Source organism: Ferruginibacter sp., from assembly GCF_031430955.1.
Lineage (GTDB): Bacteria > Bacteroidota > Bacteroidia > Chitinophagales > Chitinophagaceae > Ferruginibacter.
In genome coordinates this window covers 1-11,872 of sequence record NZ_JANPCM010000478.1, presented here as the reverse complement: position 1 = coordinate 11,872, position 11,872 = coordinate 1, and the positions used below count along the sequence as shown (strand labels likewise).

Below are 11,872 nucleotides of genomic sequence, written 5' to 3'. Positions count from 1 at the left end.
GTAAAGGGATAGCTTATCCATATAAGGTTATTTTAGAGTAAGACTAAATATACTATTAAATTTTTATGCAATATCAAAAAGAAGGATATTAATTCAAAAATTACTAATAGAAAGTGAAGTTTATAAAATAGCAATTTATTTTACCTGAGAGGTAGTAAGATGCAATTTATTTTGCATAGTAGCATATTATGAAAACTAAAAAAGGAAATAAAGTAATTGCTAAGAATTTTTTTTCAACTGCTGCAATAACGCTCTCATATCTTTAGGTAACTCCGCCGCTAAATTAAATGTATTGCCTTCGGCATCAGTAAATTTTAAACAATAAGAATGTAGTGCCAGCCTGTTTAGCATCGGTCGCTCTTCTTCTTCATGTTTACTAAGCTTATATTTTTTTTTGAGAGAAGATAGTAAAACAGGTTTACCATCGCCATACAATTCATCGCAGGCTAAAGGGTGACCAATATTTTTACAATGCACCCTTATCTGGTGGGTGCGGCCGGTATGCAATTGAAATTGTAAAAGCGAATAAGATTTGTAATCTTCAATTACCTCATAATCGGTTACCGAAGGTTTGCCATTGCGGTGTATAACCATTAAACCTTTTTGCACCAGGTGTTCGCTGATAGGAGCATCAATAGTGCCTTTTTTTTCAGCAGGCGAACCATGCACAATACCCTGGTAAAATTTTTCTACCCTTCTTTCTTCAAAAGCCTGCGATAAAAATTTATGGGTGGTTTCGTTTTTTGCAAATAAAATAATGCCACTGGTGTCTTTATCTAAACGGTGCACTGTAAAAATGCTGCCGTATTTATTTATCAGCATATCTTTTAGGCTCACTTCACTTTGCATCCTGTCGGGGATAGATAACAGCCCTGCAGGTTTATTTATAGCCAAAAAATTTTCATTCTCAAAAATGATAGCTGCAGCAAGTTTAAAAACCGGTGCAGGTTTTGGCGTATTTGAAAAATCAGGTAACATTTAAATCGGTTGTTTGGTTTTAGAAGCATTCATGTATTTAAGCAAACGAATTTCTTTATCGCTTAAATAACGCCACTTGCTGCGTTCTACATTTTTTTTAGTAAGATTGGCATACATCACCCGGTCTAATCCTTTTACATCGTAACCTAAATGTTCAAATATGCGGCGTACAATTCTGTTACGGCCACTATGGATTTCTATACCAATAATGGATTTGTCTTTACTGTCAGCATAAGCAAGACTGTCCACCTGAACTTCGCCATCTTCTAATTTTAATCCTTTTATAATTTTATCAAAATCTGTTTTGGTTAAAGGCTTATCTAATTTGGCTTCGTATATTTTTTTTATTTCGTAGCTGGGATGCGATAATTTTTGAGTAAGATCACCATCGTTGGTAAGTAATAAAACACCTGATGTATTTCTATCCAAACGTCCGATAGGGTACACCCTTTCGGTAGTAGCTTTTTGTATTAATTGTAAAACTGTTTTTCTTCCCTGCGGATCATCGGTGGTGGTTATATAATCTTTTGGTTTGTTTAGTAAGATGTACACCAAATTTTTTGTGACAAATAATTTTTTGCCATTGTAAATTACTTCATCGGTTTGTTTTATTTTATAACCGGGTTCTGTCGCTACTTCGCCATTTATTTTCACTTTGCCTGCACTTATTAAAGCCACTGCATCTCTGCGGCTGCATACACCGCAATGAGCCATAAATTTATTTAATGGCATTACACCTGTTGGTGCATTATCATTGGCTGCTGTTGCCTTTTCCGATTTAGCATGCGGCGTTTTTGCTGCGCCACCGGTTGGTTTAAATTTGGGAGTTGTACGGGTTCCATTTGCTTCGGCTGAAGGTTTTGCCTCTTGATTATTGCTTATTGCCAATGTTGCTTTTGAATTATCTGCGGCTTTAGTAGCCATACCATTTTTCTTGGCCATTCTTGCCTGGTATTCTTCTTCTTTTTTCTTATCGAAAAAAGCATTGCGTTCTTTTCGGTAAGTTTTCTTTTCCTGGCGTATTTGTTCTTTAACTACGCTGTTTTTTTTCTTTACTGTAAATTTTTGAAACGGAGACTGGCTCATAATTGAAGAGATTTACTGTTTTACAACAGGAGTGAGCTGCAAATATAGAAATAAAAAAGCGAACCCTGCGGTTCGCCTTTTATTTTTACTGGTAGTGTTTTATTTAACTGCTTTTTTTCCTTTCCTGTCTTTTTTCATTTCTTCCATCTTTTTCAACTGATCGGCTGTAAACATTTTTTTATTTTCTTCTTTCATTTGTGCTTTTAATGCAGTCATCTTTTCTTTTTTTGCAGCTTTATCCATTTTGTCATCTTGTTTAATGGCCTGCATTTTTAATTTCATGGCTTCATGCTGTGTTTTCATTTGCGCCATCTGTGCATCAGTAAGATTTAATTTGGTTTTCATCTTATCCATTCTTGCTGCATCATGCTGTTGTCTTTTTGCCTGGTGCTCCGCTTTCATTTGCGTCATTTTAACTTTTTGTTCGGCGGTAAGCAGGCTTTCCATTTTAGCTTTCTGTTCGTTGTGCAAAGCCTCCTTTTTTTCACGGTATTCTTTTACTGTGATGTTATCGTTTTTGCTCAGCTGCTGCATTTGAGTTTTATAATTTGCTTTATAAACAGCAGCCTGCTTTTTTTGTTCTTCACTAAAGTTTAACTTTTGCGACAGATCATGTTTTTCATGTTTTTGATGTTTCGCTTTACTCATTCTTTTTTCCTGTGCACTGGCAGATAAAGTAAGAGTGCTAAATGCAAATAATGCGATCAATAATTTTTTCATGGTAATTTAATTTTTATTTACTCATAGACCACCGCAGTTAAACGGGGTTTAATGTATAAAAAATAAGTTTTGTTAAAGTAACTTATGGCGGGCACCGAAGGTGAGAACATAGATTTCTTTAAGTTAAAAAGAATGCTAAAAAAATAAATTTTATTTTTTATTGGCCAATTGACCGCAGGCAGCATCAATATCTTTACCACGGCTGCGGCGAACCCTTACATTTACCCGGTTTTTGGCAAGGTAATCGGTAAACTGCTGTGTAGTGTCTTCATCTGGTTTTACAAAGGCAGCGCCATCAATTGGATTGTATTCAATTACATTAACTAAATGTGTAGGGATTTGGCGGTAAATTTTTACCAGGTCTTCGGCATCTTCCAAAGAATCATTTACATTTTTTAAAAGAATGTATTCTAAAGTAATATCGTTTTTTGTTTTTTCGTAAAAATAATTTAGTGCTTCTACCAATGCTTCAATATTATTGCTTTCGTTAATCGGCATAATAGCATCACGTTTTTTATCGGTAGCCGCATGTAAAGAAAGAGCCAAGTTAAATTTCACTTTATCGTCGCCTAATTTCTTAATCATTTTTGCCACACCTGCTGTAGAAACGGTGATGCGTTTGGGGCTCATAGCTAAACCATCATTGCTTATAATTTTATCAATGGCCTGCAATACATTGGTGTAATTAAGCAATGGCTCGCCCATACCCATAAAAACAATATTGCTTAATTTTTTATTGTACACTTTTTCGCTCTGCTGATTCAGCTGTGCTGCCTGGTCGTAAATTTCATCAAAATTTAAATTGCGTTTACGTTCCATTTTACCGGTGGCGCAAAAGGAGCAGGTAAGGCTGCAACCGATTTGAGAAGATACACAGGCCGTATTTCTTTTTTCGGTAGGTATTAAAACGCCTTCAATAAAATGCCCGTCGAATGTTTTAAATCGTGATTTTATGGTGCCATCACCACTTATTTGTGTGGCATCGGTAGTTATGGCCGGTAAACTAAAATGTTCGGCTAATTTTATACGTAACTCTTTGCTTAGGTTACTCATATCATCAAAACTGGTGGCACTTTTTTTCCATATCCATTCGTAAGTTTGTATGGCACGGAATTTTTTATCGCCTATTGATTCGAAGTATTCTTTAAGTTCGGGAAGGGTTAATGTTCTTATATTTTTAACAGCTGACATGCCGCAAAGGTACAATACACAAGCCTATTTTTTTTAATAATATGCTTTTTGGTACAGATTGGCAGAAAAATTGCAGCTTCATTAAAAACTTTTCCTATGCGTACAATTTCAATTGCAGCCATTGTATTTTTTATGGTACTGCAATCCTGCAAAACAAAAAATAACGATCTTGTTGCAGTACCTGATGACTGGCCAACAGACAGTATGCGTACCCTAAAAAATAATTTAAATTTTCCCTGGGAAATTTTATGGGGTAAAGATGATTTTATATGGATGACGGAAAGGGGAGGTAAAATAAGTAAGATAAATCCCAAAACTAAAGAAGTTGTTTTTTCAATAAGCCTGCCCGATGCAGTTAGTAATGGCGAAGGAGGATTATTAGGCCTGGTGCAACACCCCGATTTTTTAACGAATGGATTTTTTTATGCAGTGTATAATTACAACAATGCTGGTAACTATCTTGAAAAATTAGTGCAGTTTAAATTTATAAATAATAATCTTCAAACTGTTGCAACAATAATTGATAATATACCTGCATCAGGTATTCATAATGGCAGCAGACTTTGGATAACTGCTGAAGCTGCACCAAAATTATTTATGACAACAGGTGATGCAGCTGTAGCGAATAATGCCCAAAGAACAAGCTCTTTATCAGGTAAAATTTTACGTTTTAATTTAGATGGAAGCATTCCTGCCGATAATCCAATTTCGGGTTCGCCCGTTTGGAGTTTAGGGCATCGCAATCCGCAGGGATTGGTGGTTGCCAATGGTATAATGTATGCCAGCGAACACGGGCCAAATGTGGAAGATGAAGTCAACATTATAGAGAAAAATAGAAATTACGGCTGGCCAACTGTAACGGGGCCATGTAACGACCCTGCCGAAATTACTTTTTGTACAGCTAACAATGTAAAAGAACCGATATGGAGCAGTGGTAATGTAACTTTTGCTTATTGCGGTATAGATTATTATAACAATGACCGCATTGCTGCCTGGAAAAATTGTTTATTACTAACTTCCTTAAAAGATGCCAACCTGAGGATTTTAAAATTAAGTACCGATGGACTTAGTGTGATTAGCGAACAGCAATTGTTTAAAAACAAGTTTGGCCGCATCCGTGATATTTGTGTTTCGCCTGCCGGCAGGGTTTATTTATGTACGGGCAATGGCGGCAATGCGGATGTGCTGGTGGAAATATCGAAGCTATAAAAGCTTTGTAAAATTTACTATATTTGGTAAATGTTTTTTATGGGAGAACACTTATTAGAGGAAATAAAAAAACTGCCTTTTGAGCAACAAAAGGAAGTGGAAGATTTTGTTGGTTATTTAACCGCAAAATATACTCAGCCGAAACCAGAAGATATTGGAGAACACCGCAAAAAAAATATGGGTTGGGCAAAAGGAATGATATGGATGGCAGATGATTTTAATGAAACACCAGAAGATTTTAAAGATTATATGTAATGAGCCAATTTTTGCTGGATACTCAAATTGTTCTGTGGATGGCTCATGAGCCTGAAAAAATTTCTGAAAAATGCTATGATGTAATTTTGGATAAGAGTAATGATTTATTACTAAGCTATGCAAGTATATGGGAGTTGAGTATAAAATTAAGTGTAAATAAACTTCAATTAAAACTTTCATTAAACGATTTCATATCCCGTGAAATAGAAAAACACAATCTAATCCTGTCGCCAATTTCTTTGTTATCCATTTATCATTGTCAGTTGTTGCCGTTAATTCACCGGGATCCTTTCGACAGGATTATAGCTGCACATTCTATAGTGGAAAAAATACCTTTAATAAGTTCAGATAAAATATTTGATGATTATAACATTAAACGAATTTGGTAAATGCAAACTGTTTATGTAATTGATGCCATACGTACACCCATTGGTAAATATGGCGGCGCTTTAAGTAATATAAGGCCGGATGATTTGCTGGCTTATGTTATTAAGGCTTTGATAAAACGCAATGATTCTATTGATGTAAATGCAATTGAAGATGTGATCGCAGGTGCTGCCAATCAAAGCGGAGAAGATAACCGAAATGTTGCCCGTATGGCTGCTTTACTTGCCGGGCTTCCCGTAACCGTTAGTGGCACAACTGTAAACCGTTTATGTGCCAGCGGGCTGCAGGCAATTATGGATGCAGCAAGGGCAATTGCCTGCGGCGATGGTGATTTATACATTGCCTGCGGAGTAGAAAGCATGAGCCGGGCGCCTTTTGTAATGCCTAAGGCAACCGCTGCTTTTGCAAGAGAGCCGCAAATTTTTGATACCACTTTGGGCTGGCGTTTTGTAAATAAAAAATTATCCGATTTATATTATCCATACACCATGGGAGAAACTGCGGAGAACGTTGCCCGGCAATGGAATATCAGCCGCAATGCACAGGATGAATTTGCAATGGAAAGCCAGCAAAAATATGCGAAGGCGCATGCGGCAAATAAATTTAATGAAGAAATTATTCCATTGCAGGTTCAAATTGGTAAAGATGTTTTTGATTTTGATAAGGATGAGCATCCACGTTTATCTGATTTAGAAAAATTAGGACAATTAAAACCTGCTTTTGCAAAAGATGGAACTGTTACTGCCGGAAATTCATCGGGCATAAACGATGGTGCTGCTGCAATGTTACTGGCAAGCGAAGCCGCAGTTATTAAATATGGCTTGCAGCCAATTGCAAAAATTGTAAGTATGGCAGTTGCCGGTGTCGATCCTTCTATTATGGGTATTGGGCCTGTACCTGCAACAAAAAAAGCTTTAGAAAGAGCGGCTTTAACTGTGGCTGATTTAGATTTAATAGAATTGAATGAAGCGTTTGCATCGCAATCTATTGCCTGCATACATGAATTGGGTTTGGATCTGGAAAAGATAAATGTAAATGGTGGTGCTATTGCTTTGGGCCATCCGCTGGGTTGCAGTGGTGTAAGAATTTCTACTACACTATTATATGAATTAAAACGGCGCAAAGCAAGATATGGGTTGGCAACAATGTGTATTGGAGTGGGGCAGGGGGCAGCAGTGGTTTATGAAGTGTTATAAATTATACAACAACTTTTTTACCAATCTAAAATTTACTGCAACAGATATTACAAGTAATAACAACGCAATTACCAACACTATCCAGTGAATAAAAGGAGAGAGTTCTGAGATAAATTGTTGAAAAATAAAATGCACTATGGCTGTTGTAATAACTGCTGCCATTACCACTGTAACATAAACCGGTATCCATTTTTTTGCAACTGTTTTACTAAGCCAATGCGGCGAATAACCCAATGTTAAAAGCAATTGTAAATTTTCTTTACTTCTTGCAATCATCAACTGTAAATAAAAAGAAAATAATACCAGAGCCAGCAAAATTACGAGGACACCAAAGCCTGCAAGACTGCCTGTGATTACCTGTAAGGTCTTTTTTATCCTGCCAAATTTTGTTTTGTCTTTATTTACATGATAATTATTTTGCTCTAAATATTTAAGCAGCTCGGGGTTGTTGGCATCTTTTGTTTTTAAATAAATTCTCGACGCAGAAATTTCTTCTTTACCTTCCAGATCTTTATTCAGTTTAGCTAAAAAATTTTCCGGCACCAGTATGCTGTTTATCCTGTCGCTGAATGCAACTATACGAGCTTTAAATTGCTGTTCGCCATTGCGGCCGGTGCAGCGTAAAAAAATATTAATGCCCATGGCAGTTTTTTCAGAAAGTTGCGGCAAATCCCAGCTGCCGGAAAATACATTATACATTTCTAAAAAATCGGAAGAAAAAATTATGGGCACATCTGACTGACCCTGTTGCCAGGTAAAATTTGATGGTACGGTATCAATAAAATCATTTTTTATTGCTTCTATAAAAATGTCGGTACTAAAAGGAATTACCTGGCCAGCGCCGGCTACAGCTTTAAACTGATTGGCTTTTAAAAGTGCGGCATCAGAAATAAACGGTTGTAATTTTATTTGCTGCAGATCAGTTTCTGTAAAGCGGTTATCCCTCGCCATATTTTCATCGGTTATAGTTTTGGTAACCGAAATAAAATCGAAGCCTGTTTTTTTAGGATTTTTTTCTTTTAATAATTGATTAATGTTGATATACATTTGAACTGAACATAACAACAACAGCACACCAATACCCAAGCCAATATAACTGAGCCAGCGACTGGCTTTGTTTTGACCGGTGTTTAGAAAGGGGGCAATGTTTTTAAATGTTAAATTCATTATTGGTTGATCCGTTAATTGGTTAATTAGTTTATTGGTTCTTTAATGCTGAATGCATTATAAATGCAATGTTCTGTCTGCTTTAAAATATTCTATTGCTTTTAAATCGGCTAAAATAATTGAAGCCTTTCTCAATGCAGTTTCTTCCTCCATTAATTCCATTGCCTTTTTTCTATTGTTCTCATCTAAATGACTGAAAGGTTCATCTAACAATAAAAAATTAAACGGTTGCTGTAAACTGCGAATGATAGCAATGCGCTGCTGCTCGCCATAGCTGCAGGTTTTGCAAAGTTTGCCAAGCTTATTTTCTATGCCCAGCCTTTTTGCCATTGCAGCAATTTTACTTTCTGTATGATAAGGATTTAGCTGCCTTTTTATTTCTAAATTTTGTAAAACAGTTTGTTCGGCAAACAAACGCAGATCCTGAAAAACGATACTGATATTTTGCTGACGGTAAGTGGCAAATTTTTCTGCATCAAAATTGGCAATGGAATTATTATCATACAAAATATTACCATTAAAATCTTTTCTCAACCCATATAAAAAATGAATGAGCGAAGTTTTGCCACTGCCACTGGGTGCAACTATTTCAACTTTTTCGCCGGTATTAAATACAACAGTGTTGTTCCATATCTGCGATTGGTTAATTTTTTCTTCTTCAATAAATGTGGGAACGACTTTTTGCAGTTGTATTTGCATGTAGTACAAAATTAAATATCCGCTGAAGTGAAATGCTTCAGCGGATATTCGATAATTAATTTCCTTCTTTAACTGCAGGAGAAGCAGGGGGAGCGACCATTTTATCTTTATCGAATTCATCAAAACTCATATCACTCATTTTACGTTTCTTATCCTGTTCCATTTTTATTTTACTCAATAAACCTAAATATTGATTCAATTGTTTTAAACTGTTGGTGCTTTTATCCATTAAGTTTATTTCCATAGTTTGGGTTATACCACCACCTTCAAAGTTGCCGCCTTTCATGTACACGTTATCCCACATTTTTATGGAAGCGTCGTAAATAACTTTTGCTGTACTGTCTTTGGAAAAATTAGTTTCTACAGCTTTTAAAATAAATTGCAAATTTATATATCCGCCAAAGGGGTTGCCGTTAATCTTACTTAAAAAGTCAAAATTATTAGTGCCTTTGTTTGCAAAATATTTATCAATATTTTCTTTTGAGTTACCGATAGCAAAAAGTTTTCCATCACTGTTGTAAGCAATGGGAATACCTGCTGGGACATCTTTCCCTAATTTTTCTCCGGCTTTAATCAAAAAGTTAAATGCTTCTTTATCTCCAATAGAACTGGCAAAAATAATATCGGGTTCTACATTATCAGTTTTTGCATTATTCAATATCGCCGAAGTGTCGGTTGAAGGTTTATGTTTTAAATCGGTAAGTGCAATTAATATATCTCCTTTATTAGCTTTAATAAAATCATCCATGCTAAAACCTGCAACTGCAAGCCCCATGTTAGCATAGGCCTCCACACCCAGCAATTTTAAAAATTCTTTTATGCCTTCGGGTTTAAAACTCATTGCAAATACTGCAGCAACATCTTTTGAGGGTAAGCGCTTAATCATATCCTCATCAATATTTTTACCGCCGTATTTTTTATATAAGTCGGTCATTTCTTTACCGGCATAACTTTTTGCATCCATTAAAATTTTACCATTTTCAAAATTTACAGTTGCAGCGGTAAAACTGCCTTCGTATAATTTACTGATGTTTACCATCACCATTGCAGGCATTGAAGCGGTACCTTTATACAATTCTTCACTGTTCATCCAAAAATGTATATCACCGGTTTTTTTTACCAGCTCTGTAAATTTTTCATTTTTAGCTAAGGAGTTATCTTCTTTTAAATCAAAAATATTTTTACAGGCTGCACCAATATCACGTGATTTAGCAGGGGATACACTATTGCTGTCATGCATCATTGCATTTTGCATATTCATTTGCGGCGCATCTGCCAGGTACACAAATCTTTCTTTGTTCCAGCCTACGCAAACAGGATATTTGCTTACATAATTAACTCCGTCTCTTTCACTTTGCACACCGCCTTTGGTAACATCTAGTGTAAACAGTCTAAATTTTTCAGCATCTTTAATGGTGCCGGTAAAAGCAACAATACCACCGATAGTATCTTTCTGTGCAAAAAATAATAAATCAGTTTTGGTATCAATACCGCTGTTATCAGGATTGTCCAATGCCTGTTTTACAAATGCAGGAATGCTGGTGTCGGCATACATTTGTTTAAACAGTTCATTTTGTTTTACATCATTCCAGGGTAGTTTTGTGGAGAGTGATGCACCGTTTACTAGTACCGCAATGGCTGCATTTTTCGGAATAAATTTTCCTTCTTTGTTAGTTTTTGTACAGGAAGCAAATATTAAAACTGAAAAAACAGTTAATAATGCATTACGAAAATTTGTTTGCATACGTTTGGTTTTTTTGGTTGATACGATAAAAATGTTTTGGTAACCTTTATTTGTTGTTAAAAAAATTAATTAAATTTTCAAAAATAACTACATGCTGCTCACCGGTGGCTAAATTTTTAACCTGGCAATAATTTTGTTCAATTTCTTTGCTGCCAATTATTATTGCGTAAGGAATTTTTTTATCTTCCGCATAACGGAATTGTTTGGCAATTTTGGTTTCTTCAATATGAAATAATTCGCAGGCAATGCCAGCCTTACGTAATTTTTGCATTACAGTAAATGCAAAATTACTTTCAGCTTCTCCCATATTAAAAAACAAAGCCTTTGTACTTACCTGTAAATTTTCGGGAAATAATTTTAATTCTTCCAGTACATCATAAATCCTGTCAACCCCAAAGCTAATGCCCACGCCGGGTATATCGGGCACGCCAAACAAACCTGTTAAATCATCGTACCTGCCACCGCCGCCAATGCTGCCCATTTGTACAATTGCAGGTGCTTTAGCTTCGTAAATAATTCCGGTATAATAATTTAAACCACGTGCCAGTGTAAAATCAACCACTATATTTTTTCCTGCTGTGTGCTGTAATATTTTTTTAATTTCTTCCAGGCCACGTTTTGTTTCGGGCATTTTGCCCAGCAAATTAGTCAACTGTTCTACTTTTTCTTCGTTGCTGCCACTAATAGCAATATATTTTTCTATCAGTTCAATTTGAAATTCTGTTAATCCTTTTTCCGATAATTCAGCTTTTACTTTGTTTACGCTTACTTTATCTAATTTATCAATAGCGGTGGTAATGGCTACTAATTTGTCAGTAGCATTGCAAGCCCCTGCCAATGCCGATAAAATTTTGCGGCTGTTTATTTTTAATTCATAATCAAATAACCTCAGGCGGTTAAAAACTTCATCATAAATTAATGCAAACTCTACATCATTCATTAAACCATAACTGCCTACCACATCTGCATCGCATTGTGTAAACTCACGGTAGCGGCCTTTTTGCGGATTGTCACCTCTCCATACGGGTTGTATTTGATACCGTTTAAAAGGAAAAGATAATTTGGTGTGGTTCATGGCCACATACCTGGCAAACGGAATGGTAAGATCATACTTTAAAGCCCTTTCTGTAACATCAACACTGTTTTTGCCTTCTAAAACTTTTTCAAAACCTGCTTTTGCCGCTTCAATATTTTTTTCGTTATTAAGGCCGTTATTTAAAATTTTAAAAATTAATTTATC

General features: G+C 35.8%; 12 protein-coding genes. 4 read left to right on the top strand and 8 right to left on the bottom strand.

Annotation, left to right across the window (positions count from 1 at the left end; genetic code table 11):
- Positions 1–219: 219 nt before the first annotated feature.
- The 4 genes from ACY65O_RS13240 to rlmN form a co-directional block, all read right to left on the bottom strand.
- Positions 220–978 carry an RluA family pseudouridine synthase gene (locus ACY65O_RS13240; protein ID WP_462221335.1) on the bottom strand — a complete coding sequence of 253 codons (759 nt, stop codon included), beginning with the start codon at positions 976–978 and terminating at the stop codon, positions 220–222.
- On the bottom strand, positions 979–2,064 hold the full coding sequence (locus ACY65O_RS13235) for a pseudouridine synthase (protein WP_462221334.1): 1,086 nt from the start codon (positions 2,062–2,064) through the stop codon (positions 979–981).
- Positions 2,065–2,163: 99 nt separating this feature from the next.
- Positions 2,164–2,784: a hypothetical protein gene (locus ACY65O_RS13230; RefSeq protein WP_462221333.1), complete on the bottom strand. Its 621-nt coding sequence runs from the start codon at positions 2,782–2,784 to the stop codon at positions 2,164–2,166.
- A gap of 150 nt (positions 2,785–2,934) precedes the next feature.
- Positions 2,935–3,975 (bottom strand): dual-specificity RNA methyltransferase RlmN, encoded by a 1,041-nt coding sequence (rlmN, locus tag ACY65O_RS13225; protein ID WP_462221332.1) that lies wholly within the window; start codon positions 3,973–3,975, stop codon positions 2,935–2,937.
- A 96-nt stretch (positions 3,976–4,071) separates the two neighbouring features.
- Here rlmN and ACY65O_RS13220 point away from each other — a divergent pair, with 96 nt between their 5' ends.
- The 4 genes from ACY65O_RS13220 to ACY65O_RS13205 are packed head-to-tail and all read left to right on the top strand — an operon-like array spanning position 4,072 to position 7,022.
- Entirely contained in the window at positions 4,072–5,184 is a 1,113-nt protein-coding gene (locus ACY65O_RS13220; RefSeq protein WP_462221331.1) for a PQQ-dependent sugar dehydrogenase, read from the top strand.
- A 39-nt stretch (positions 5,185–5,223) separates the two neighbouring features.
- Positions 5,224–5,439, top strand: coding sequence for a type II toxin-antitoxin system VapB family antitoxin (gene vapB, locus ACY65O_RS13215; protein ID WP_462221330.1), 216 nt, complete (start codon positions 5,224–5,226; stop codon positions 5,437–5,439).
- Entirely contained in the window at positions 5,439–5,828 is a 390-nt protein-coding gene (locus ACY65O_RS13210; protein ID WP_462221329.1) for a type II toxin-antitoxin system VapC family toxin, read from the top strand. Before vapB ends, ACY65O_RS13210 begins: the two co-directional genes overlap by 1 nt.
- Positions 5,829–7,022, top strand: coding sequence for a thiolase family protein (locus ACY65O_RS13205; protein ID WP_462221328.1), 1,194 nt, complete (start codon positions 5,829–5,831; stop codon positions 7,020–7,022). It abuts the gene before it with no gap.
- Here ACY65O_RS13205 and ACY65O_RS13200 read toward each other — a convergent pair.
- From ACY65O_RS13200 to hisS, 4 genes are all read right to left on the bottom strand, one after another.
- A complete protein-coding gene (locus tag ACY65O_RS13200) occupies positions 7,017–8,189 on the bottom strand; it encodes an FtsX-like permease family protein (protein ID WP_462221327.1) in 1,173 nt (390 codons plus the stop codon). The genes ACY65O_RS13205 and ACY65O_RS13200 overlap by 6 nt on opposite strands.
- A 57-nt stretch (positions 8,190–8,246) precedes the next feature.
- Positions 8,247–8,888 carry an ATP-binding cassette domain-containing protein gene (locus ACY65O_RS13195; RefSeq protein ID WP_462221326.1) on the bottom strand — a complete coding sequence of 214 codons (642 nt, stop codon included), beginning with the start codon at positions 8,886–8,888 and terminating at the stop codon, positions 8,247–8,249.
- A gap of 55 nt (positions 8,889–8,943) precedes the next feature.
- Positions 8,944–10,632 (bottom strand): DUF4836 family protein, encoded by a 1,689-nt coding sequence (locus tag ACY65O_RS13190; RefSeq protein WP_462221325.1) that lies wholly within the window; start codon positions 10,630–10,632, stop codon positions 8,944–8,946.
- 46 nt (positions 10,633–10,678) lie between these two features.
- Positions 10,679–11,872 (bottom strand): histidine--tRNA ligase (hisS, locus tag ACY65O_RS13185; protein WP_462221324.1); only part of this gene is annotated, 1,194 nt, incomplete at its 5' end.

What these genes read in the sequence shown, in the direction of transcription:
- ACY65O_RS13235 (WP_462221334.1), bottom strand. Translation starts at nt 2,064, where the DNA reads ATGAGCCAGTCTCCGTTTCAAAAATTTACAGTAAAGAAAAAAAACAGC.
- ACY65O_RS13230 (WP_462221333.1), bottom strand. Translation starts at nt 2,784, where the DNA reads ATGAAAAAATTATTGATCGCATTATTTGCATTTAGCACTCTTACTTTA.
- ACY65O_RS13210 (WP_462221329.1), top strand. Translation starts at nt 5,439, where the DNA reads ATGAGCCAATTTTTGCTGGATACTCAAATTGTTCTGTGGATGGCTCAT.
- ACY65O_RS13200 (WP_462221327.1), bottom strand. Translation starts at nt 8,189, where the DNA reads ATGAATTTAACATTTAAAAACATTGCCCCCTTTCTAAACACCGGTCAA.
- ACY65O_RS13240 (WP_462221335.1), bottom strand. Translation starts at nt 978, where the DNA reads ATGTTACCTGATTTTTCAAATACGCCAAAACCTGCACCGGTTTTTAAA.
- ACY65O_RS13190 (WP_462221325.1), bottom strand. Translation starts at nt 10,632, where the DNA reads ATGCAAACAAATTTTCGTAATGCATTATTAACTGTTTTTTCAGTTTTA.
- ACY65O_RS13205 (WP_462221328.1), top strand. Translation starts at nt 5,829, where the DNA reads ATGCAAACTGTTTATGTAATTGATGCCATACGTACACCCATTGGTAAA.
- vapB (WP_462221330.1), top strand. Translation starts at nt 5,224, where the DNA reads ATGGGAGAACACTTATTAGAGGAAATAAAAAAACTGCCTTTTGAGCAA.
- ACY65O_RS13195 (WP_462221326.1), bottom strand. Translation starts at nt 8,888, where the DNA reads ATGCAAATACAACTGCAAAAAGTCGTTCCCACATTTATTGAAGAAGAA.
- ACY65O_RS13220 (WP_462221331.1), top strand. Translation starts at nt 4,072, where the DNA reads ATGCGTACAATTTCAATTGCAGCCATTGTATTTTTTATGGTACTGCAA.
- rlmN (WP_462221332.1), bottom strand. Translation starts at nt 3,975, where the DNA reads ATGTCAGCTGTTAAAAATATAAGAACATTAACCCTTCCCGAACTTAAA.